This is a genomic window from Streptomyces albireticuli (assembly GCF_002192455.1).
In the GTDB taxonomy this organism is placed as follows: Bacteria; Actinomycetota; Actinomycetes; order Streptomycetales; family Streptomycetaceae; genus Streptomyces; species Streptomyces albireticuli_B.
Genome location: NZ_CP021744.1, coordinates 1 through 22,324, shown reverse-complemented (window position 1 = coordinate 22,324; position 22,324 = coordinate 1). Strand labels below are relative to the sequence as shown.

Here is a 22,324-nt window from a genome sequence, read left to right as displayed (position 1 = left end):
GGCCGCTGCACGGCACCGACCCCGTACGGGGTCGGTGCCGGCCTTCCGGCCCGGCCACTGCCGGTGGCGACGCCGTGCGCGTCTCACTCCCGCCGGGCGCTCGCCGCGCCCGGCGTCGCGCGGCCCCTGATGCCCAGGGTCTCCAGGTAGTCGGCGACACTCGGCAGCCCGACGCAGCACCACGCCGAGGCGTACACGATCCGGCTGACCAGACCGGACACCGCGTGGCCCACGCCGGTGACGGTCGTCCCGCCCCCGCTGGCCCCCACCAGGACCACCGTCCCGTACCCCGCGCCCCGGCGGACCTCCTCCACTGCGGCCCCCACGCCATGGACAACGACGACGACCCGCCGAGCCCCCAGCCCCGGTCGGGATGGCCGCTCTCCACTGGCAGGCTGTCAGGCTGCCGCCTGGCTGATGGCAGCCTGTCCGGAATACAGGCTCCGCGACAGGCCGGAAGCCCCGCAAAAGCCCGCCGTATCCCTCTACCGTGGGGCGGGAGACCCGGGGAGGCAGACGTGGACATCGCGCAGGCAAAACACCGCTCGCCCATCGGAGACGCCGGGCACCAGCCCAACCGACCCGTCCCCCCGGCCCCCACCCCTACCACCCCCGGAGAAGAAGTAACCACCGCCGTGAAGACCTTCCCGGCCGCGCCCGCCGCTCACATCGACCGGCTGCTGACCGACGTCACCGACCTCCTCGACCGGCAACTGCCGCCCGGGTACGCGCGTGCGCTGCGCGCGGTCCCACGGCACCTGTTCCTGCCCGACCGGCTGTGGCTGCGCGACGGCGAAGGCGGCTACCGGCCCTGCGACCGTCCGGCGAACCCGGACGAGTGGCTCACCGCGGCCTACACCGACACCCCGCTGGTCACCCGGTTCACCGACGGACTGCCCTCCTCGTCGGCCTCCATGCCCTCCATGGTGCTGCGCACCCTGCTGCTGGCCGGCATCGGCGACACCACGGGCGGGGCCGGGCCGCGACGGCCGGCGCGCCGCGGAACGCCAGGGTCGGCACTGCCGTGAGCGGAACCCGCCTCACCAGGAAAACCTCCACCGCGCCGTCCCGCCCGGGCGCGAGGGCTGTGACGGAGCACTCCCGCGGCTTCGTGGAGCACACCGCATGGTGGTGAGACGGCAGCCGGAAGAGGGCCGGCGGCTGCAAGGTCCTGGGCCGTGACGATGGTTCAGGTATGACCGGCGGTTCTAACCTTTCGCTAGGAACAGCCGCCTCCGCCGGAGTCACCTCCACCGCCCGAGTGGCCCCCGCAGTCGGAGCCGCCGCCCCCGTCGGAGCCGCCCCCGTCGTGCCCGAAGAGGGCGTCGAAGCCCCCCATACCCTTCTTGGCCTTCTTGCCCTTCTTCGAGTCTTTCCCGGTGTCCTTGGCCTTCTTCTTCCACAGTCCCATCTCTGCCTCCCTTGCCAGGGTCGCCCCGAGGCCCGGCGCACTCGTCCGTCCGCGCAGGGCGTACTGAAGCGCACCAAGGACGCCTGTGAGGGCACACCGCAAGCCCTCGTTCCGCACTGTGGCAGCAACGGCAGCGGCTCTCGCCGTCCCGCAGCCCTGGCCGAACCCTTCCGCCACCTACGCGTCTTCCCGCCGGCCATGTCCTCCGCGCTGTCCCGGCAGACGGCCGAACAAGCCGACAAGGCCGCGCACGACGAGGAGGTACCGGCGTACGCGGCCCTGGACCGGAACGCACTGCGGGCCGCCGCGCAGACGGCGTCGCGAGAGCGGAACCGGCCCTGAAGCCGCGCTGAAGCCGCTCTGAATCTCGCTGACGGCACGCTCTGCGCAGACGTCGCGAGATGTCTCGATCTCACGTGGACAGGTCCCAGGACTACCGACGAGCGGGAGGCGCACCACATGCCACCCGCCCCTTGAACAACATCGCAGGAGGGCGAATCAGATGAACGCCAGGAGATGGGCCTTAGCGGTTTCCGCGCTCACCGCCGCTGTCGCGGTCGGTGTCCCCCCGGCCATCGCACAGGCCGAGAGCCGGCACATAGGCGATCGGTGCACCAGCGACAACTACACGACGTGTGCCGGGTCGGCGTCCTTCATCAAGGAGGGCGACCACATGCTGATCTGGGACAACAAGGCTGACGGGCACTCGGTCGTCGTCACGGGGGAGCGGTCCGACGGGCTGCCGCTGGAGTTGTGGAACCACTCCGGCTCCGAAGGCGACGGGAAGGTCGACCACAACCTGAACCTTCCCGAGAGCGGGTGGATCCGCTACAAGGTCTGCCTGGGGGAGTACGGCTCCAAGAAGGTCATCAAGGACACCTGCTCCGCGAGCAAGCTGGAGAACGCCACCTGACGAGGTGAGGGTGGCCCATAGGGGGAAGCCGTGACCGCCGCGCCGATCGCTCGCTGAGGGCGGCATTGCCGAGGGCCCGCACCCCGGACGGGGGTGCGGGCCCCTGGTGTCTGGTCAGGTGGTGCTGGGCCGCGGGTGGGTCAGCGGGTGATGGGTTGGCGCCAGGCGTAGGGCGGCAGGGCGCCAGTGGCCCCGGTACAGCATCATCCGCTTCCATGTCACGGCGGACGGGGCGCGTTTGCCGTCGGCGCTGCCGCGTGCGGCCGACGCGATCGAGAGGTGGACGGGTTGGCTGGTGAGAACACGGCCGGCCGGGAGCGGCTACGGCTTGGGCTGGCCCAGACCGTCGCTCCGGTGGAGCCACAGGGTCGCGCCCGGATCCACGTAGGGAGCCCGGTTCCGGGTGGTGTCGTGTGCGCACCGCAGGCTGACGGTCGTCGGGCCCGCACTGGAGAAGGCGCCCTGGACAGCGATCGTGGCCGCGTACACCCCGCTGCCCGCGCCTGTGGAGGCGTTGCCGATCATGCTGGTCGCTCCGCCGACGGCGGTCTCGCCCGCGTAGAGGGTGCAGCGGGTGTAGTCGCTCGGTTCCCAGCTGACCAGCGTCGCGTTGGAGGACAGCACCCATGAACCGGCGGGCACCGTCTCCGAGATCACGGTCGTGGGCACCCCGCCCGAGGCGCTGAGAAGCACCCCGGCCGAGGTCTGTCTGACCACGTCCTGCGAGGTCGTGAGGTGCCGCTCGGCCACAACGGATGTGCCGCCCGAGCCCGCCGACGCGGACGAGGCCGTCAGGAGGCAGCCGGCCAGGAGGCCGCCGATGCCCAGCACTGTCATCACCCGGGAAGACTTCTTCATCGTTCCTGTTCCCTTCGCTCGGAACGGGCGCGTGTCGTGCGTACCTTGCACGCCACAGGATCCTGGAGCGGGGAGTGGAGGGACAGGACGAGTCCGGCCGATCGCCGGAGGAGGACCGCGGCCGGGAACCGGTCAGGCGCCACGGCCTGTTCCGCCGGCGAACCTGACCAGGCAAGCCGAAAGCGACCAGCCGTTCCCCGCACTCCTGCCGTTCGCCGAGGACCTTGTCCGCGCCTGGACCTCGGCGGCCTGGCCGCGGTCCGGCCTGTGTGAGGCACCCCCCGGTCGCCTCGCCGGCGTCCTCGGCGGCCGTCGTGCTGGAGAGGAGGACCCTCCCTCCTGGTCCCTGGAACGGTGATGCGCTGGGGACCAGGTCGTGAAGGTGGGTTCTTGCAGGCAGCCGGCGCCGACCGTGTCGCCAGGACCACGCCACAGTCCCTGGCCCGGCACCCGGGCCGGCATGCTGCCGTGCAACTGGTCGAGCCCTCGGTTCCCCGGGTAGCGCCGCCACACGTTGAGAGCTGCTGCTGTTCGGTTGCTGCTCGCCAGCCGATGCTGCCGGGCCGCGGGCGACGGTTCAGGTTCGCGTCGTGAGTCGCGCAACCGCCGCGTCATATCGCGCCTGGAGTCCCGTATCCGCCGATACCCGCAGCAGCACGCCGAGCGCCCGAACCACGCCGTCCTCGTAGCCGGACGACTCCGCCTCCCGGGCCGCCAGGTCGAGCTGCCGGATGCCCTCGGCCTCGTCCCCGAGCCCCAGCAGCGCCTCTCCCCTCACCATGAGCAGCAGTATCCGGGGCACGTCGGCCGTGCCCGATCGATCGTCGAAGGCGAGGGCCTCGGTCGCCGTGTCGAGGGCCGGGCGCCATTTCCCGGCGTCGACCCGGTGCCGGGCGAGATGCTGCATGGCCAGTCTCTCGGTGGTCCGGTCGCCGGCCTTGCGCGCCAGCTCCACAGCTCGCTCGCATCCCTGCGCAGCCTCGTCCGGGCCGCCGAGCGCCGCTCGGGCCATGGCCAGGACGATCAGCGCGTTCGCCTCGGAGACCAGGTCGCCCGCCCGGGAGGCGAGCGCGGAGGCGGCCTCCAGGTGAGTGAGCGCCTCCGTGATGCGTCCTTCCTCGATCAGCACCCAGCCGAGCACGTTCAGTATCCGCGACTCGCCGTGCTGGTCGGCGTCGGCCCGTGCCGCCTCGAGCGCGGTCTCCAGCAGCGGGGCCCAGCCGTCCCGCACGCGCCATACGATCAGCGGCCACAGCGTCAGGACGATCCGCCAGGTCCTGCTGTGCAGCCCGGCGGCGCGCGCCGCGGCCGCCGCCAGCGTGAGGTCGTCCCTCTCGGCCGCGTACCAGGCCACGGCGGCGGACCGGTCGCCGAACTCCCGTACGACGGCGGGCGGCTGGAAATCCGCCGGCATAGGGAAGCACTCCTCGTTGCCGGGCTCGGCCGCCGCCACAGCCGCGAGGGCGGTGGCGATGTAGTGGTCGAGCACGCGCTTGAGCGCATCAGGCCCGGAGTCCAGGCCACGCGCGTAGAGCCGTACGAGGTCGTGCAGCGTCCAGCGGCCGGGCGCCGTCTCCGTGACGAGGTGCGCGACGGCCAGCCGCTCCAGGGCCCTCTCGGCGGTTGCCGGGTCCGTGTCCGCCAGGGCCGCCGCCGCGTACCGGTCGACGTGCGTGCCGGGGTGGCGGCCGAGATGAGCGAACTGACAGGCGACATGCCAGGGGAGCTGTTGCAGCGTCAGGCGCAGCGCCGCTCGCACGCCGGTGTCCTCCACGTCCAGCAGGCTCAGCCGGCGCGTCTCGTCGGACAGCTCGGCGGTCATCGCGCCCAGCGACCAGCCGCGGCGTTGCGCCAGCCTGGCGGCGGCCACCCGGAGCGCGAGCGGCAGCCCGTCGCACAGCTCCGCCAGCCGTCGCGCGGCCACCGGCTCCGCACGCACCCGTTCCTCGCCGAGCACCCCGGCCAGGAGCGCAGTGCCGTCCTCCGGGGTGAGTACGTCCACGGGAACGGGCCGGGCGGCGTCGGTGACGATCAGCCCCGGCAGCCGGTGCCTGCTGGTGACGACGGTGACGCAGCGGGGACCGCCCGGCAGGAGCGGCCTGACCTGCTCGGAGTCACGCGCGTTGTCCAGTACGACGAGGAGCCGGCGGTCGGCGGCGAGCGACCGGAACAGCGCGGCCGCGCCGTTCGCCGACTCCGGAATCCGGCGCTGCGCGACACCGAGCGCCAGCAGGAACTCGCGCAGCACTTCGACGGGGGCCGGCTCGCCCGTATCGCCGAAGCCGCGCAGGTCGGCGTAGAGCCGCCCGTCGGGGAAACCGGCACGGCCGTGGTGCGCCCACTGCAGCACGAGGGCTGTCTTCCCGACCCCGGCAGGCCCGGTGACCAGACAGACAGGCCCCTCGCCCGCGGCAGCCCGGGACAGGGCGGCGAGCTCCCGCGCCCGCCCGTGGAAGCCACGTGGCACGCGCGGGAGCAGGTCGGCCGCGCCGCAGTGGAAGGCGGCCGGGGTTACGGGAGGGAGAGGCGCGGCGTCCACCGTGGCTGCACGGGACGGGGCCGCTGCCTCCGTCGCCGCGTCGTCGGCCTCCTCGCGCAGGGCCATCACGTAGGCGTCCGCCAGCTCGCGGCCCGGGCCGATCCCCAGTTCGTCGGCGAGCAGACGCCGGGTGCGGTGGAACCAGTCGACCGCGTCCGACCGGCGGCCCGCCCTGTGAAGCGCCGTCACGAGGGCGGCGGACAGCGATTCACGCAGCGGGTGGGCAACCGCCTCGGCGCGCAGGACAGCGGCGGCCCGGGCATGCTCGCCCAACTGCACGTAGCCCGCCGCCAGCTGCTCCACCGAGGCCAGCCGGAGCTCCTCCAGCGCCTGCGCGGCGGCCTGGAGCGGTGGGCTCGGACAGACGCCGGCCAGCGCGGGCCCCTGCCACAGCGACAGGGCCTCCTGGTACATCGCCACAGCCTCGGCCGGGCCGCGCTGATCACGGGCCCGAGCCACCAGATCCTCGAAGCGGTGCGCGTCCAGCAGGGCCTTCGGCATGCGCAGGACATACGCCGTGCCCTGAGTGATCAACTCGACCCCGAATGCCCCGGCGTCAGCACTGATCAGCAAGGTCCGCAGCCGCGACACATGCCCCTGAATGACACCGCGGGCGCGCGCCGGCGGCTCCTGTTCCCACAGAGCGGCCATCAGCTGATCGACCATCACCGGGTAATTGGGGCGCAACAGCAGGGCGGCCAGCAGACTGCGCCGTTTGACGGGACCGAGCGGCAGATCGCCGGCCTCGGGGACGACTGACACCGCTCCGAGCAACCGGAATTCCATCTGCCCAATGCCTCCCAGCAAAAGAATTCAGGATAACGGCATGGCTCCCGGCCTCGAGAACCTGCCGACCAGCGGATGGCAACAGCACAGGTCCGAGGTCCGGCCGCGCACGGCGTCGAACCTTCACAGGGGCCCGGACAGCCTGTCCAGGGCTCCAGACCGGCCGGCGGCAAGCGGGGGGCCGAGTGCGACCGCGCGGCAGCTGGCGGAATTCAGCACGCCCAGCGTCTGGCGCCATGGGAACGAGACCGCCGTGCCCCGCCTGCCGATGCGCCGCTCCTGCGGATAGTCGGGAAGCCGGAGCCGCCGATGACCGGACGGGCGGTCGAGGCCCAGGGACCACCCCTTACCAGGCGCCCAAGCCAGGGCGCACGCGGACTGTGGAGCCACCGGTACCTGATCTGCCGGTTCCCGCCGTAGCCGAACGGGCGCGGGGCGGGGCGCTCACCGGACTCGCCGGTCTGCCCTGCCCCACGCCCGTCGCCGGCGTGCGCCGAACGGCTCAGACGCGGTGGACGGTGTGCAGGGAGTCCGCGTAGATCCCCGGGCTCTCCAGGGTGGACGCACCCGAGACGTCCGCCATGGTCGGGCCGTCGGCGCTCTTCCGGCTGGAGAGGAAACGCCGCTTCCCCGCCTGGTCGGGGCCGAGGTAGACGGCCACGTGGTCGACGGCGTACGCGTCCGGATCCACGGGGTCCCCCTCCCTGTCGTTGACGTCGAAGAGGAGCAGGTCGCCCGGCTGCAACTGCCCCAGGTCCGGCGCGGAACCGCCGCCTTCCGCCCGCTGGGCGACGCGGACCCCGGGCGCGAAGTCCACCATCGCCCCGGACTTGCGGGGCAGCGCCTTCTTCGCCGGGTCCTTCCCGGCGACCATGCCCACGCCCATGTGGAAGCCGTAGACCATCCGCACGTATCCCGAGCAGTCCAGGTGCCCGCGCTGGCCCTCCTCCGGCCGCTTCGTGGCGTCCGGGAAGGTCCACGGCCGTTCCATGTAGTCGTGGAAATCCGCGCCGACGGGAAGCAGCCCCTGACTGTCGGGCTTTCCGTACCCCGCCTCGCCCAGCACGTCCGCACCCGCCACCCGCGCATCCCCGCCCCGCACACGCGGGGCACCGGGCAGGAACATCGCCGCGTACGAGAAGACGTCCGGGGCCATCGAACCGGCCCAGCCGCGCACGGTGGCCTCGACGGCCGGTGTCCACTCACCGTCGAACGGCGCGTCCAGGAGCCGTACCCAGTCGCGATGAGTGACCGAGGGCGGCGTCTCCCAGGTGGCCGAGGTCACCTCGAAACGGGTGACGGTCAACGTGACGGGAAGGTTCGCACAGCCGGGGGAGGCGAAGCCGCGGACACCCACCCGCCCGCTGCGCAACCCGGCATCGGAGTCCTCGATCTCGGCGGTGGGCCGCGCCGGTTCCACGCCGGCCGTCGGCCACGCCGTGACCTGCGCCTTCGCCCCCTTGCGGCGCACCCGGACCCGCCACGCGTCACCGGCCCGCACACCCGCGGCGAGCGGACCGGCCTCGGCGAGCACCGCCGTCCTGCCGTCCGTCACCTTCTCGACGCGCAGATCGACCTCCCCCTTCGTGGTGAAGGAGAGCCGGGCCCGGTAGTGGGTGCCGCCGCCCCGGTAGCCGAAGAGCAGCGCGAACGAACAGGCGTTGCCCGTGGGCACCTTGTCGAAGGCGGCCTCGCAGGTGACGTCGGCGTCGGATATCCCGTCGTCGGTCAGGGTGGCGTAGCGGCCCGCCTCCGTGTCCTTGAGGAGCATGGTCGCCGCGCCCTTGCGGACGGCGAAGTCGGCGTCGCCGGGCGTCCCGCCGTACACGCTCCAGGTGCCGCCGGCCGGCGAGTTGCCCCAGCCGGGCTTCAGTCGCCGGCCGGGTTCGAGCGCCGGGTCGGGGACCAGCCGGACGAAGGCGTCGGTGAACGGCTGTTTGTTCTCGGTGAAGGTCCGTTCCGGCCCGGACACGAGTACCGTGCGCGCGCCCTTGGTCAGCACGGCGACCCGCTGCTGCCCGTGCAGGACCTCGGTGCGGACGGGTGTGCCCGGCAGCACCGTCGTGCTCAGTTCGCCGAGGGAGGCACGGGCGAAGGCCGCCGTGTCGTACGGCGTCCCGGTGAAGGTCATCGAGGAGCGCGGGCCGGTCGTGGTGGCGACCGCCGGTACGGGCGTGGCGGGCGTGGTGGGTGTGTGGGTGACGCGGGCCGGGGAAGTGGTCGCGGCGGCCGGGGCAACCGCGGCCGAGACGGTGAGGGCGCCGAGGGCGCCGAGGAGAGCGCGGCGGGAAGTATCGGTCACGCGTCACATCATCCACACCAACTCCCGGAGCGACCGCGTCCGGTGCCACGACCCCCGAACCGCCGGCGTCGCGTCAGGGAGCCCGTCGCATCCGCCTTCGCAGCGGGCCACGACGACCCAAGCGCGGTGGGGAACACAGAGGACATCCGGTCCCGGGGAACATCGGTACAGCGGTTATCGGTGAAAACAATTCGGTGAAAACAATCACGGTCCGGACGGTGCGAGTGCGCTGACCCGGCTCTCGTACCCGCGGCGGGCCTTGCGCTGGGCCGGGACCACCGGTCGCCAGAGGGAACAACCCGGCGCGCGCGGCCCCCAGCGCGATACCGCCTGGACGCGCCGGCCGACTCGGCTCGGCCTACCGGCCGTCCCAGTGCCCTCACTGCCCATCCCCACTGCCGCCTCATTGCCGAGCCGCTCGCCCGTACCGGGATCAAGAGCCGGATGCGCCCACCGTGACGGGAATCGAGCAGGAACGGGACAGGGAGGGCTGGTCAGCGCCGCCGCACCTCGCAGTTGAGCGGCGGGTTGCCGCCGACGCGGCAGACGTCGACGCCGGCGCCGCCGTCGACCACACCCTGGTTGTCGGGCACGACGATCACGTCGTTGCCGTCGAAGCCCTCGACCGATCCCTTGTTCACCACTCCGGAGTGGAAGGTGACGCGGTCGTCGCCCCGGGCCCCGCGGACCAGGGTGCTTTGCGCCGTGGTGGCGTTGTCGAGGTCGATCTGGTCACTGTCCTGACCGCCGCGGACCTTTCCTTCCGCCGTGCCGCTGATCGTGATCCGGTCGCGGCCGAACTGCCCGTCGAGGTCCCCCTCGGGGAACAGGTGGGAGCCCCGGTTCGTCGTGACGGCGTCCGCGCCGTCACCGGCGTTGAGCCGCCCGCGGATGTCGCCGCTGAAGGTGATGGTGTCGTTCCCCGCCAGGGCGTTGATGACATGCCCCGTGTCCAGGAAGGAGCAGATGACGGTGTCGTTGCCGGGAGTGCCGTTGATGACCGGGCCCGGCTGCGGGACGCCGTTGACCGTGCAGGACGAGGCCGCCTGCGCGGGGACGGCGAGGGCGCCCGGAGCCGTCGCGGGGAGGAGCAGGAGAGCCGCCGCGGCGGCCAGCCGGGCGGTGCGGCGGCGCGCGCTGCGGGCCGGGGTGTGCTGCGCTGCGTTCATGAACGCGTTCCCATCGCGAGAAGGGGAGCAGGTTCCATCACGGAACCGGACAATCCCCTTTCTGCCTAGGCCCTGATGCACCAATACCGGGCTTGACTACATGAAACGCCCCGGAAATCACTCGGCCGGGCTAACGTCGGGCCGGCCGCCTGCGTCATGCCGAGTTTTCGTAGTGCGTTCAGCTGTTCTTGGGTCCGGTTGCAGGGGTCGGTCGATGGCGGTTGCGGTCAGCCGCACTGGAGAGCAACTGACAGATGGTCAGAAGCGGGCGAAGCGCGCCAAATGCCGTCGCGGCAGAGTGACGGGGACGGACCCGTGTGAGGCCCGGGGCGGACAGGGGCCTCGCATGATGGGTCTTGCTGAGCGAATCCGTGACGGTTGATGCCGGTGAGGCGTCGAAGCCGCCTCACTCCGCGTATACACCCGGGCTGTGTGGCACTTTTTGTCCACAAGGATGCGTCTTGTTTGCGAAAAATACCCACAAGTCAGCTGATTTATGGTCGGTGTCCGCTTCCGGGCGTGAGGTGCCTGGACGCAAGCGACCTAAGGGGCACGGCTATGTCGCAGACGAAGTTCGACAAGCAGGTGGAGGAGACCGCCGAGGCGCTCGCGTTCGCTGTCGGCCGGTTCCTGGCCGGCCGCGACATGGACGGCATCAGGCGGACCGACGCGACGTTCTTCCGCGCCGGGCGTTGGGTTCTGCCGAAGGTGGAAGGCCGCGTGCCCGCTCGTCGTACCGGGCCGGGTGGCAGCGCCTGGCTTCCGCATCAGCTGCCTGGGCGCGGCAGGGGACGGCAGCTACCCCCTCGGCTGACACCCGGACACCACCGTGCGGACCGCCCGGGATCTGTGGGAGCGCCAGGACGCCACCCTGGCTGCCCTGGAGACCGGCGGGATCGGCGCGGCTTCCGTGGCGTCCGCGGGCGGTCTCGCGTACGGGATCCTCACCCGCGCGCGCCGCGAGCTGATGCGAGAGTGGGTGGAGCCCCTCCACCAGACGCTCGTCGGCCCGCTGGGTATCGCGGAGCAGCAGGCCCCCCGCCGCTACCTCCACGTCCCGCGCAACTTCTCCGACGACGACGCGGCCATACGCGTCGACCTGCCGGTGCACCTGCGCTTCTCCCGCGACATGGTCGCCGACCTCATCACCCAGAAACTCGCCCTGGAAGGCGTCACGTTCTCCTGGCACCCGGCCGGAGCCAGGCCGTACGTGCTCGTGAAGAAGACCCGCCGCCCGCCGGTGAAGGCCCTCTTCAAGAACCCCACGGTGCGCGAGCTGGTGGCCAACGCTCCGGAGTCCGCACCCGTCATCGGGATCGGCGCCGGCGGCCGGGCCGTCTCCGTCGACCTGGACGCCGAGTCCCCGCACATCCTGGTCAACGCCTCCGCCGGCGGCGGCAAGTCGGTGACCCTGCGCTGTATCACCTGCCAGATACTCCACCACGGCGCGCAGGCGTACGTCCTGGACACCAAGCGGATCTCTCACCCGTGGGCACGCGGCTGAACTGCGGCACCCTTCGAAGAGAATGGCCTCAGCAGCATTTGGGCCAGTCCCAGGGCTGCCAGTTCGTCCCAAGGTCGGGGCGCTTCTTACCCACGGTGGCGCCGTTGCTGTTCAGGAGAGCGATGTACGTTGCGAATTCGCCCTGCCACTGCGCATCCGTCACGTTGATCTTGCTCGCGGCGCGGCCATTACCGAGAGGATCGGGCATGCCCATGGACACCCATCCGGTCCACTGCTTGCTGACGGTCCAGCGCGTCCACACCGCATAGTCGAGGCCGACGAGGAACTGTTCCTTCTCGCCGTTCGGAAGCTTGTGGTCCGTCACGCCGTAATCACATATGTACTTGCCGCCGCCCCCCGCGGTGCAGGTGTCGGCTGCCTGGGCCGGCGTGACGGCGACGGCCAGTCCTGCCACGGTGGCGAGGGCGACAACGACGGCCTTGAATCTCTTCAACCTGAGCATCCCGTTCTCTGAATATGACCTATGCGAGACAGGGCTCCAGGCCCGGGCTCTGACACCCCGTTAACCTACCGGCTGCCGGCTAACGGCTCGCTAACGGAGCGCTGACGTCGCCCTGACGCCCCGCTGAGTTCGCTGGCAGCGGCTCGCTCCGATAGCCGGCCCCGCCCCGAGGGGCAGCGCGCACCCGGGCCGCGTGACGCCGGCGTCGGCCGCCAGCGGTGTCCGCGCGCTCTACGGCCCGGCGGGCCGTGCCGCCCGAGCCGGGAGGAGCGTCGGCCGGCTCGGGCAGGGCCCGCGGGCTACGGCCGTACGGCGTACACGTACCGGCTGAAGGGAGCCCTGGGGTCGGAGCCGCCCTCGTCGTTCGCGTACTCGCCGAGCGTCCAGAGCGCGCCGGAGCCGGAACCGTCGTACGTGAGGTCCTCGACGCCGATGTTCAGGCTGGATCTGTGCCGGGGGCCCGCCGCCCAGTTCTGCTTCCACCTGCGCAGCTCACCGGGCCTCCTGGAGGAGTGACTGGTGGTCAGGTAGTACGTGGAGCCGACCTTGACCGCGCCCTGCGTGTGCGTGCCCCGCGGTACGGCGTGCGCCCACTCGGCCCCGGTCCGCAGGGCGCCGGCCGCCGTGAAGGGCCAGCGGACCAGCCGCGGGCTGCCGCTCCTGTCGTACTCGCTGACGAGGAGCCCGGGGCCGCTGGCCGTCCGGTCCACGGAGACCTGCGAGATGACGAGCTTGGGTGCGCGGCCGCTCCAGTCGTAGGCGTGGGTCTGCGGCAGGACGTACTCGTACCCGTGCGCGTGGAACGTCCTCCCGTCCGGCTGACGCCCGATGCCCCCTCCCTTGGTGACCTTGAAGAACTGCCGCAGGTCGAAGACCCTGATCCCCGGGAAGGTGGGCCTTCCGGCGCGGTACATGCTGTCGGCGAGGTAAAGGTGATGGCCGTACCAGGCGATGCCGCCCGCGTGCAGGTCCGGCGCGGCGATGTTGTCCCGCAGCTCGCCCTGATCGTCCCGCTGCGAGTACGGCTCCACCAGCAGGACGTGGCGGTACGTGATCTCCCCGGACGTACTCCAGTTGACGACGGAGAGCCGAGCACCCTGGTTGCCCGTGTTGTCGTACCAGGAGACGAGCAGCGTCTTCGCGGGACTCCTTCCGTCCGCGTCGTAGTCCTGGGTGATGCCCTGGGGCCGCCACTTCCTGCCGGTGAAGTCGGCGGAGTCCCACCTGAACGCGTGCCCGGGGACGCGCCGCTCGGGCTCCACGTCGGGGCGCGTGGGCCGGCTGGGGTGGCTCGACGATCTCGGCCACCGGGTGACGCGGTCGGCCTTCTTGTCGGCTCTCGCCGCCACCGTGGAGAGCGGCAGGGGCTCCCCGAGGTAGGGCCTGAGGCGCCCTAGGGCCCCGTCGTACGGGTAACGCGGGGCGAAGGACGGGGCGTTGCGCCGGTTGAGAGTGAAGCGGGAGGCCGGAAGCCCCACCGCCTCGGCGGTGGAGGGCACGAGCAGTCCCCCGGCCGCGGCGACCAAGGGGGCTGCGGCCATGCCCCTCAGCAACGTTCTCCGTGTGGTGTCCATGACGAGGCACCGTAGGTGTGGAACTCGCGCCTCAGCACCCCTCGTCACGCACGACACGGCATCCCTCCGCTCCCGCCGCCATCCGCGCGGCGAGGAGCACGTACGCGGGGAAGGTCACGTGCTGTTGACGGGCCGCCACTTCCTGTGGCTTCCCGGTCGCACCGGGAGCGGCCGCGCCCATGGTCAGCCCTCCGCCTGGAAGGTCTGGCCGGTGGGCGACTGCCCACCCTGGGAGAAAGACGCGGACGGTGCGCCATCGCAAGAAGAAGGACCGGTCTCGCCTTCGGGATCAGCTCCCCGAGCGAGTCGGCGCGGTGCTGGGTGTCAGTGAGGACACCGCGGCACGGCCGCTATCGGGGCTGCCCCCGGCTGTGGCCGGCGGGGTCTGGAGGTGGCCCTGGGCGAGGCCTGCCGCGGCCGCCCTCTGCGGGCACCGGCCGGGTAGGGCTGACCGGCTGACTGGGCTGGTGAGCTTCCCGAACCCCGCCCCCTGGCCCGCCCTGGGGCGTGGTCGTCTCTGCACGGGCAGGGATACGCCGCCGCACGAAGGAGGCAAGGGCCACGTTCGGCTGCCCCACACTGTAACCGCGGCGAAGGAGACCGAGGGGGAACCTCGCGGCCCGCTGCCGAGGAAGGCCAGTCGCGGCAACGCACCACAACTCGTGCTGCCACTGCTCAAAGGGAAATAGGGAGGCGAGACAGTCATGGCGACGTGGGGACTGATCCTGGAGACAACGGTCGGCTTGGGGGAGCGCAAACACACCGAGGCCTACGTGATAGCGCAGGTGGAAGGTGAGCGTGAGATGGCTCTGGCGGAGCTGGAGAGGCGAGCGCGTGCCTACACGCCGGAGCACCCCAGGAGCCCCAAGCGTCGCCGCCTCTTCCGCGACGGTGATGGATTTCTGCTGATTGTTGACGGTGCGTGGCAGTCCCACGCCACCCGCTTCTCCGCTGCCGAACTCATGGACGACACCGACCGCCCTGCACCAGCGGAACGGGTTGGCGACGAGCCGCTCGCCACGACGCCGGAGTTTCCGCCCCCGCCTCCGCCGTCGGTGGAGCGCGACGAGGACGGTGTGCCGGTGAGACCGGCATGGCTGGGACGTACCGACCTGCCGTGACCTGACCTGACAGGGGCCCCCGGGGAGGAAGCAGCGGGGCGGCTCGGGATATCTGGGGCCATTTGGCTGATGCTCGCTGGTGGTTTCCTGGGTGATCATGGTGGGAGCCGGACGCAGCCCCAGGTCGCCCGGCCGCTTCAGCGCGTCGTGGAGTACCGGACGATGAACGTGCGCCGCTGGGACCGCATCGTCGGCTCCTGGGCGGCCGGCGACCACCAGGGCCTCGACGCCGCGTGGACTACCGATGTCCTGCCGGACCTGGGAAGCCAGTGGGGTCAGTACGAGTACGTCACCAACATCGGCTTCGCCGCGTAGAAGCCCCCTCGGCAGAAGGGTGGTCTCCGGTGCCCGTTGTGATGGCGTACGGTGGGGATCACCGGCGCGGGGTGGAGCAGCTCGGTAGCTCGCTGGGCTCATAACCCAGAGGTCGCAGGTTCAAATCCTGTCCCCGCTACTGCTGAAGAGGGCCCGGATCCATATGGATCCGGGCCCTCCTCATGTGACTGGGCTTCGGGCTGGCCGGCCGCTCGCGTTCACCTCTCGTGAGGGAGCATCAAGGTCATGACGGGCTCGCCCGTATCGCCGGGTTCCGTGATGGCGAAGAGCCGGTCGGCACCGGTCGGTGCCTCACCGGAGGGACGGCTTCCTGGTGATCGCCGCGGCCGTCCTGCTGACCTCGTTCCCGGTGGTCATCTGGTACCGCAAACCGGCGTTCGAATAGAAAAACCCCTGGTCAACCGGTCTTGTATCCGGTCCTGGCCTCGGTCCCGGCCCCCACCCCCCAACCGGCGCCCTCGCGGGGCACGTGAGAATGGAGGGATGGATACCTCCCGGCTTCCCGCGGACGCGCGGCAGCGGCGTAGTGCCGAGATACGCGAGTTCCTGCGGTCGCGGAGGGCTCGGCTGACGCCCGAGGACGTGGGCATGCCCGCCGGGCGTGGGCGGCGGGCGCCGGGGTTGCGCAGGGAGGAGGTCGCGGTCCTGGCCGGTGTAGGGGTGTCCTGGTACACGTGGCTGGAGCAGGGCCGGGAGATCAACGTGTCCGCCGATGTCCTCGACGCCGTCGTACGAGTGCTGCGGCTCGGACCCGCGGAGCGTGAGCACCTGTATCTGCTGGCCGGGCTCAATCCCCCGCAGTGGCGCCCAGCGGAGCGGGAGGTCTCGCCCGGGCTGCGGCGGGTGATCGACGGCTGGCTGCCGCGCCCGGCGTACGTCATCGACCGGCACTGGAACCTGGTCGCCGTCAACAGCGCCGCCCGTCTGGCGTTCGGGTACGGCGAGGGCGACCACAACTGCCTGGTCAGCTTCTTCACCAACGCCGACTTCCGTGCGTCGATCTGCCGCTGGGACGACGCGGCCCGTGACATCGTCGGCCAGTTCCGTGCCGATGCCGCCCGCTACCCGGACGATCCGGAGTTCGGCCGACTCGCGGCCGACATGTGTGCCGTGAGCCCCGCCTTCGCCGAGATCTGGGCGGAACACCCCGTCGGTGGCGCGACCCAGGGCCTCAAGGCCCTGCACCACAGCGAGGTGGGCGAGCTGGTCTTCGAGTACACCGCGCTTCCCGTGTCCGACCTGCCCGGCCACCGACTGCTGCTCTACACGCCCGCGCCGGACACCGAGACCGCGTCCAGGGTGTCCGCGCTGTCGTCGGCGAGACAAGGACCGGTCCCCGGCTGAGCCGAAGGTGGTGGTGACAGACCCAGGTTCGTCCCGCACTCCCCCCGGCGCGGGAGCCGCCGGAGGATCTGAGGCATGAACCGACTCACCAACAAGACCGCCCTGATCACCGGTGGCACCAGCGGCATCGGGTTCGCCACCGCACGCAGACTGCTCGACGAGGGCGCGTACGTCGTCATCACCGGACGCGACCGCACGCGCCTCGACGCTGCCGTCACCCGTCTCGCCGCCGCCCCCGAGCGAGTGCTGGCGGTGGCGTCGGACGTGTCGGTCACCGCGGATCTCGACACGCTGATGCGCCGGGTGGAGACCTGGCGCGGCGGCCTCGACGCGGTGTTCGCCAACGCCGGAGTAGGCATCTTCAAACCGAGCGCGGAGGTGACCGAGGAGGACTTCGACGTCACCGTCGCCGCCAACCTCAAGGGCCTCTTCTTCACCGTCCAGAAAGCACTGCCGCTGCTGCGCGACGGAGCCGCCGTCGTGGTCAACGCCTCCTGGACGCTGCACCGCGGCCTGCCCACCGCATCGGTGTACTCCGCCAGCAAGGCCGCCGTACACAATCTGGCCCGCACGCTGGGCTCCGATCTCGCACCGCGTGGAATCAGGGTCAACTCCGTGAGCCCCGGCTACATCGATACGGAGATGTACCGCGAGGCCAACCCGGATCCTGGCGCCGAGGCCCGCAACGCGGCGGAGGTGCCTCTCGGCTCGCTGGGACACCCCGATGACATCGCGGCCGGTGTCGCGTTCCTGGTGTCCGACGATGCCGCCTACATCACCGGCCAGGACCTCGTCATCGACGGTGGCCTGCTGGGCTGCGTGCCCGTCGCCCGATGAGCACGGCGACGACACCCGCCAGGCGCGGTCCCGGACGGATCATGACGCCGGCTGCGATCCTGCTCGCCCTGTTGATCCTGCCGACGTCGGTGACCGGGTCGGGAGTGGCTCTGCCACACATCGGCCGGGACACGGACGCGTCACTGGCCGCGCTGCAGTGGGTGGTGCACGGCTACAACCTGACGTTCGCCAGTTTCATGCTGGCCTGTGGTTCGCTGGCCGACCGGTTCGGCCGCCGCCGGATGTTCGGTGCGGGGGCGGTGCTGTTCACGGTGTCGTCGCTGGCGAGCGCGCTGGCGAGCGACGTGCTCGTGCTCGACGTGATGCGGGCCCTCGCCGGCGTCGGCGCCGCCGCCCTGCTGACCAGCAGCAGCTCCATCCTCGCCGCGGCCTTCCAAGGAGCGGCGCGGACCCGGGCGTTCGCCGCCATCGGCATCGTGACGGGCGCCGGTCTCGCCCTGGGGGCGATGGCGGCGGGCACGCTCACGGACGCCTTCGGCTGGCGGTCGTTCTTCGCCCTGCACGCCGCGCTGATGCTGCTCGTCCTGCTCGCCGTCCCGTTGATCGACGAGTCGCGCGGCGCGTCCTCCGCCCGGGTGGACTGGGCCGGTACGGCTACGTTCGTCGGTGCTCTGTTCCTGCTGATGCTCGGCACGGTCGAGGGGCCGCACTGGGGTTGGGGCAGTACCGAGGTGCTGGGCCTGCTCGCCGGGTCGGCGGTACTGATGGGCGCGTTCGTCATGGTGGAGCGGCGCGTGCGGCATCCCATGCTCGACCTGAAGCTGCTCCGCAACGCCAGGTTCATGGCGTTGTGCCTGATCCCGGTGGTGGTCACCTTCTCGTTCGTGGTGCTGCTGCCGCTGCTGCCGAACTACCTGGTGGTGGCGAACGGCTCCTCCAGCCGAGCGGCCGGGACCACCATGCTGGTGATGACCCTGCCGATTCTGGTCACTCCGCTGCTGGTCGGAAGGCTGATGGCCTGGGGGCTGACCACGCGGGGGGTGTTCGGCCTCAGCCTGGTGTGCCTGACCGCCGGGACCGGATGGCTGGCTGTCGTACTCCGGCCCGACGTGGGCCTCAGCGCGCTGGCCGGTCCGCTGGTCACCCTCGGGGTCGGCCTCGGCCTCAACTTCGGCCTGGTAGACGGTGCGGTGCTGACCGTGGTGGCACCTTCGGCCACCGGGACGGCGGCCGGCTTCCTCAACACGCTCCGGCTCGGCAGCGAGGCCGTGGTCATCGCGGCCGTCGGCTCCGCGCTGGTCAACCTGGCCCGGGGACGGATGGGCGAGGGCCTCAGCCGTTTTCCCGCCTACGGCGACGGCGCGGACGAACTGGCGAACCGGGTGAACGCGGGAGATCTCACCGGGCCGCTGACCTCCGTACCGTCGGAAAGCCGCCCGGAGTTCAGCGACTTCGTCGCCCAGGGCCTCACGGACGCCTGGCAGACGGTGCTGTGGGTGAGCGCGGCGATCTGCGCGGCCCTGTCCGTGGCGATCTACGCCATGCTGGGCGGCTCGGAGCCGGACAAGGGGCAGGGGACGGAACCGGCATCCGCGCCGACCGCCGCCGCGGATGCCGTACCCCGGTGAACGTCGAGCAGAAGAGAGAGGGGGGGCGGGCGGCGGCTGGTTCCGCCGTCCCACTCCGCCCCAGCTTGTTCTTTTTCCTCCGGCGTCGAACGGCGGCCCGAACGGGGTCACTCACCTGGGAATTCTCGGGACGCGGGGGACAGCTCTTCGATTCCTCCAGGACCAGCTCCCGGGCCACCAGCTCGTCGTAGCGCTTGCGCGTGACGCTCCCGATCTTCGCGTTCGCGGGCATGCGACCCACCCCCACGAGGCGCGGGGTCGGCTCTCGCGGCGTGGCGGACCGCCGGCATCGGTCCATGAAGGGCCTCCGCCGTGGCCGCCCACAGCGCGACGAGCGGCACGATCGTCCTCATGAATGGCTTCCCTCCCCCCCATGTCACGGCCGGTCAACTGGCGTGCCGTCACTTTATGGCTGGGGGGAAGCGGCAGGCTCAGGGCGTCCTGGACCCACCCTGGGCCGGTGCCCTCGCCCGGCTCGGCACGCCCGAGCGGTATCGGCGCCGAGTACGGGCAGGAGGGCGGCTGCCGGGAGTGAGGTTCCTGTCCGGGCATCAGTGGGGGAAGCGTAGGCGCCGGTGGTCTCTTGCGCGTGGCTTCGGCTTACCGCCCTGCCGGTGTGCAGCCGGGGACAGACTGTCCCCCAAGAGCCGACGGGCGATGAAAGGGGCTGTGATGTCCGGTCTTGCGTATGAGGATCTGGAAGAGACCGCCAGGCTGAAGGCGATCATGTGTGTGACCGGACCGAACGCGCTCGGATACACAGGGACAGCCACCCGGGCGTGCTCGGTGTTGCCGGACAAGGGACCGGACATGTTGCGGGTCGACGTCCACCAGCCCGGAGACCGGTCGTCCACCGTCCAGGACCTGTACAACGCGCTGAAACTCGAAGGCGTCCACGGCCCACGGCCCCGGCGTCTGGCGGACGCTGAGGACCTGATCGTCTCCGAACTCGCCCACACCCCACGCCTGGTCGTGGTGCTCGGCGCCCACGAACTACAGACCGTGGCACTGAAGATGATCTAAGCGATGTGGGCGCACCTGGTACCCGGCCACTTCGGACTGGTGCTGACCGGCCTGAGCGGAAAACTGGAGAAGATCCTGGACCGCCCGGCACTGGCAAGCCTGAAATCCTGCGTGTACCTGCGCCACCGCGTCCAGCCCGAACCCGCATGAGTGCCCTGGGGCGCCCCGGTGGTCATCAGGTGTCGATCAGTACCATCAGCGTCATCACGTCCTCGCCACGGTCACCGGGCCCGACTTCAGCGATCAGACGGTCCTCGAAGCCCCGGGCCTCGGGCTCGGGATAGACGACCACCTGATACTCCTCCGCAGGGGCCTGAGAAAGCTCGGCAGCGACCATCGGCAAGATCTGTGCGAGCCTCTCCCGGTCGTTCATCCGAAAGCCCCTAACCTCCGCCCCGCCCGCCTCTTTACGCGCCGGACAGCCGTTCTTCCACCCACCGCTGGGCCGCCGCGAGGTCGGCCGCCGTCCCGGCAGGGACGAAGGAGAACCCGTCCCACTCCTCCAGAGCCCTCGGCTCGCCGGGGCGGAGGTGGCCGGCGCCACCGTGGAGCGGGCGGTGGCGGCGGTAGATGTCCAGCGGCGGGCGGCGCCGTTTGTCGTACGGCGCGAGCCGGTCGTCGGCGTCGAGGCGGGGGACGGCGCGGGAGGGCTGGTTCGGCGGCCCGGGCCGGGAGTGCTTGCCCATGGAGGCGATGCTCTCAGGCCGCGACCGCCGTCGGGCGGGAACCCGCGAGATCCGCCCCCCGGGTGCGGACCTCCTCCACCGCGGTGGTGACGTACGGGTGGGCGGCGGCCGGCAAGGTGTTCAGTCGGGAGGCGACGAGGGTGGAGTCGAGGCGGGCAGCATCGTCGAGGGCCTGCCGGGCCGCGGCGGCGCCCTGCTCCGGCTCGCCCTCGTCGAACAGGGCGGCGGCCAGCCCGACGCGGTCCATGACCTTGACCCGGTCGAAGCCGGGCCTGCGCAGGGCGAGGGCGTCAGTGAAGTGGCGACTCACGGGCCTGCGGCCGGGCCCGTCCGGGAGAGGCCGCAGGTGCCAGCACGCTCGGTGGCGTCGAAGTACGCCACCCACTGCGGCACCTCTCCCAGGCCGTCCGCGACCAGGTCGTCGGCGGGGCCGAGGTGTTCCACGGAGCTCAATCAGAGTGCACGGACGGCGGGCCGAGATATCCGTCCCTTCGCCCCCTTCCCGCGCGGGAAGATAAAGCCGTCCGCTTCCGTCGTCTGCCGAGGTTCCGCCCATGTCGCCCACCTCTGAGCCCGCGGTCGCGACCCCCGCTTCCCGGCCTGCCCTTCCTCGTCGTGTGCTGCGCCCGGATCAGCAGCAGGCGGTCGCTAAGGCGGTACGTCATCTGGCTCGCCCGCACACCCGTGGGCATATCGTGTCGGCCTGCGGTACCGGGAAAACCTTGATCGCACTGCGTACCGCGGAGGCCCTGGACGCCTGTCATCTGCTGATCGCGGTACCGTCTCTGGACTTGATCGCCCAGTGGGCCCGGAGTGCCCGTGCGGATGGCCGTACCGAGGCGTTGATGGCGGTTTCCTCGTTGAACGCCGCCAAGCATCCGGTTCTTGCGGGTGCCGGGGTGCACAGCACCAACAGCCCGGGGTTCCTGGCGTCGTGGCTGGCCCGCAACGAACAGGCGACGGTGTTCGTGACGCTGGATTCCCTCCCGAAGGTCGAGCAGGCGGCTCACACCTCTCATCCGGCACCTGTGTTCGATCTGCTGGTCGTGGACGAGGCGCACCGCACTGCCGGCAGCTGGGCCAAGGAGTGGACGGCCCTGCACGACAACGCCCGGATTCCGGCCGACCGCCGTCTCTACCTCACCGCCACCCCTTACGAGTGGGAGCCGCCGCGTCTGACGGAGCCGCCGACCACCCGCCCGGCCTTGAGGCGCACCGCAGCCACGGCCCCGGAATGGGACACCCCGTCCCTGATCGCGTCGATGACGGACACCAAGACCTTCGGCCCCCGCCTCCACACCTACTCCCACGCGGACGCGATCGAGGCGGGCGTCCTCGCGGACTACCAGCTGATCGTGCCCACGGTCACCGACACAGTGCTGCGCACCGCTCTCACTGATATGGACGCTCACACCGGGTTTGCCCCGACCGCGCGCCGTACGGCGGCGCTGCACCTGGCCGTCCTCAAGGCCATGACTGAGCACGACCTCCACCACGTGATCGTCTACTTCCAGCAGATCGCCGACGCCTCTGACTTCGCCTGCCAGTTCGCTCACACCCTGCGCACCCTCCCCACCGACCAACGCCCCGGCTGGGCCGACACCCTGGTCGTGCAGTCGATCAACGGCACCCACACCCCCGGCCAACGCACCGACATCCTCAACGACTTCAAAGACGCCCCTCGCGCGATCCTCACCAACGCACAGGTCCTGAGTGAAGGCGTCGACCTGCCCGCCGTAGACGGCATTGTCTTCGCAGACCGCACCGCGAGCGTGCGCCGCATTGTCCAGGCTCTCGGCCGCGCCCTGCGCAAACCACCCACCCTCCAGCACAAGACCGCCAGCCTGGTCATCCCGCCTACACCCGCCC

23 protein-coding genes, 1 tRNA gene and 1 pseudogene are annotated in these 22,324 nt (G+C 71.2%); 13 read left to right on the top strand and 12 right to left on the bottom strand.

Translation table 11 applies throughout. From position 1 onward, the window contains the following. Positions 1–83: 83 nt before the first annotated feature. The gene (locus tag SMD11_RS00110) at positions 84–326 is read right to left on the bottom strand and encodes a hypothetical protein (protein WP_087924430.1); all 243 of its coding nucleotides are present in this window, start codon (positions 324–326) and stop codon (positions 84–86) included. Positions 327–635: 309 nt separating this feature from the next. Between SMD11_RS00110 and SMD11_RS35755 the strand changes: the two genes are divergently transcribed. Then, positions 636–1,028, top strand: coding sequence for a hypothetical protein (locus SMD11_RS35755; protein ID WP_199843770.1), 393 nt, complete (start codon positions 636–638; stop codon positions 1,026–1,028). A gap of 191 nt (positions 1,029–1,219) precedes the next feature. Here SMD11_RS35755 and SMD11_RS00100 read toward each other — a convergent pair whose 3' ends face one another. Then, on the bottom strand, positions 1,220–1,411 hold the full coding sequence (locus SMD11_RS00100; protein WP_087924429.1) for a hypothetical protein: 192 nt from the start codon (positions 1,409–1,411) through the stop codon (positions 1,220–1,222). Positions 1,412–1,609: 198 nt separating this feature from the next. Between SMD11_RS00100 and SMD11_RS35175 the strand changes: the two genes are divergently transcribed. Continuing rightward, a complete protein-coding gene (locus SMD11_RS35175; protein ID WP_159395144.1) occupies positions 1,610–1,753 on the top strand; it encodes a hypothetical protein in 144 nt (47 codons plus the stop codon). Positions 1,754–1,913: 160 nt separating this feature from the next. Next, complete coding sequence (locus SMD11_RS00095) at positions 1,914–2,324, top strand: hypothetical protein (protein WP_087924428.1); 411 nt, start codon at positions 1,914–1,916, stop codon at positions 2,322–2,324. Between the two features lie 321 nt (positions 2,325–2,645). Here SMD11_RS00095 and SMD11_RS00090 read toward each other — a convergent pair whose 3' ends face one another. The 4 genes from SMD11_RS00090 to SMD11_RS00075 all read right to left on the bottom strand — a co-directional run bounded on the left by SMD11_RS00090 (position 2,646) and on the right by SMD11_RS00075 (position 9,978). Continuing rightward, positions 2,646–3,182 (bottom strand): hypothetical protein, encoded by a 537-nt coding sequence (locus SMD11_RS00090; RefSeq protein WP_087924427.1) that lies wholly within the window; start codon positions 3,180–3,182, stop codon positions 2,646–2,648. Between the two features lie 577 nt (positions 3,183–3,759). Beyond that, positions 3,760–6,507 carry an AfsR/SARP family transcriptional regulator gene (locus SMD11_RS00085; RefSeq protein ID WP_087924426.1) on the bottom strand — a complete coding sequence of 916 codons (2,748 nt, stop codon included), beginning with the start codon at positions 6,505–6,507 and terminating at the stop codon, positions 3,760–3,762. A 502-nt stretch (positions 6,508–7,009) separates the two neighbouring features. Further along, positions 7,010–8,809 carry a hypothetical protein gene (locus tag SMD11_RS00080; RefSeq protein WP_087924425.1) on the bottom strand — a complete coding sequence of 600 codons (1,800 nt, stop codon included), beginning with the start codon at positions 8,807–8,809 and terminating at the stop codon, positions 7,010–7,012. A gap of 494 nt (positions 8,810–9,303) precedes the next feature. Next, positions 9,304–9,978, bottom strand: coding sequence for a hypothetical protein (locus SMD11_RS00075; protein ID WP_087924424.1), 675 nt, complete (start codon positions 9,976–9,978; stop codon positions 9,304–9,306). An 829-nt stretch (positions 9,979–10,807) separates the two neighbouring features. Here SMD11_RS00075 and SMD11_RS00070 point away from each other — a divergent pair. Next, the gene (locus SMD11_RS00070; RefSeq protein WP_087924423.1) at positions 10,808–11,482 is read left to right on the top strand and encodes a hypothetical protein; all 675 of its coding nucleotides are present in this window, start codon (positions 10,808–10,810) and stop codon (positions 11,480–11,482) included. Positions 11,483–11,510: 28 nt separating this feature from the next. Here the strand turns inward: SMD11_RS00070 and SMD11_RS00065 are convergent, their stop codons facing one another. Together SMD11_RS00065 and SMD11_RS00060 are read right to left on the bottom strand one after the other, a co-directional pair. Next, positions 11,511–11,936, bottom strand: coding sequence for a hypothetical protein (locus SMD11_RS00065; RefSeq protein WP_159395143.1), 426 nt, complete (start codon positions 11,934–11,936; stop codon positions 11,511–11,513). A 308-nt stretch (positions 11,937–12,244) separates the two neighbouring features. Next, positions 12,245–13,519, bottom strand: a complete 1,275-nt coding sequence (locus SMD11_RS00060) for a hypothetical protein (RefSeq protein WP_234365810.1) — start codon at positions 13,517–13,519, stop codon at positions 12,245–12,247. 704 nt (positions 13,520–14,223) lie between these two features. On the opposite strand from SMD11_RS00060, the gene SMD11_RS00055 reads away from it, so the two are divergent. From SMD11_RS00055 to SMD11_RS35165, 8 genes and pseudogenes are all read left to right on the top strand, one after another. After that, a complete protein-coding gene (locus SMD11_RS00055) occupies positions 14,224–14,640 on the top strand; it encodes a hypothetical protein (protein WP_087924420.1) in 417 nt (138 codons plus the stop codon). A gap of 114 nt (positions 14,641–14,754) precedes the next feature. After that, positions 14,755–14,955, top strand: a pseudogene (locus tag SMD11_RS00050) (transcriptional regulator); the annotation flags it as partial. Between the two features lie 65 nt (positions 14,956–15,020). Next, positions 15,021–15,094, top strand: a tRNA-Met gene (locus SMD11_RS00045). A 470-nt stretch (positions 15,095–15,564) separates the two neighbouring features. Further along, complete coding sequence (locus SMD11_RS00040; protein ID WP_234365809.1) at positions 15,565–16,320, top strand: helix-turn-helix transcriptional regulator; 756 nt, start codon at positions 15,565–15,567, stop codon at positions 16,318–16,320. Positions 16,321–16,395: 75 nt separating this feature from the next. Continuing rightward, positions 16,396–17,157, top strand: coding sequence for an SDR family NAD(P)-dependent oxidoreductase (locus tag SMD11_RS00035; protein ID WP_087924418.1), 762 nt, complete (start codon positions 16,396–16,398; stop codon positions 17,155–17,157). A gap of 41 nt (positions 17,158–17,198) precedes the next feature. Continuing rightward, complete coding sequence (locus tag SMD11_RS00030; RefSeq protein WP_159395141.1) at positions 17,199–18,746, top strand: MFS transporter; 1,548 nt, start codon at positions 17,199–17,201, stop codon at positions 18,744–18,746. Positions 18,747–19,556: 810 nt separating this feature from the next. Then, entirely contained in the window at positions 19,557–19,769 is a 213-nt protein-coding gene (locus tag SMD11_RS35170; protein WP_159395140.1) for a hypothetical protein, read from the top strand. A 3-nt stretch (positions 19,770–19,772) separates the two neighbouring features. Then, positions 19,773–19,919, top strand: coding sequence for a hypothetical protein (locus SMD11_RS35165; RefSeq protein WP_159395139.1), 147 nt, complete (start codon positions 19,773–19,775; stop codon positions 19,917–19,919). Positions 19,920–19,944: 25 nt separating this feature from the next. On the opposite strand, the gene SMD11_RS00020 is transcribed toward SMD11_RS35165, so the two are convergent. Genes SMD11_RS00020 through SMD11_RS35750 form a run of 4 tightly spaced genes read right to left on the bottom strand, consistent with a single transcriptional unit; the run spans position 19,945 to position 20,908 of the window. After that, positions 19,945–20,142 (bottom strand): hypothetical protein, encoded by a 198-nt coding sequence (locus SMD11_RS00020; protein ID WP_087924415.1) that lies wholly within the window; start codon positions 20,140–20,142, stop codon positions 19,945–19,947. A 34-nt stretch (positions 20,143–20,176) separates the two neighbouring features. Next, entirely contained in the window at positions 20,177–20,455 is a 279-nt protein-coding gene (locus SMD11_RS00015) for a DUF6087 family protein (protein ID WP_087924414.1), read from the bottom strand. Between the two features lie 13 nt (positions 20,456–20,468). Beyond that, complete coding sequence (locus tag SMD11_RS00010; protein WP_199843769.1) at positions 20,469–20,765, bottom strand: hypothetical protein; 297 nt, start codon at positions 20,763–20,765, stop codon at positions 20,469–20,471. After that, complete coding sequence (locus SMD11_RS35750) at positions 20,762–20,908, bottom strand: hypothetical protein (RefSeq protein ID WP_199843768.1); 147 nt, start codon at positions 20,906–20,908, stop codon at positions 20,762–20,764. The genes SMD11_RS00010 and SMD11_RS35750 overlap by 4 nt, the downstream gene beginning before the upstream one ends. Positions 20,909–21,009: 101 nt before the next feature. Here SMD11_RS35750 and SMD11_RS00005 point away from each other — a divergent pair. Next, on the top strand, positions 21,010–22,324 hold a 1,315-nt coding region (locus SMD11_RS00005; RefSeq protein WP_159395138.1), incomplete at its 3' end, for a DEAD/DEAH box helicase family protein.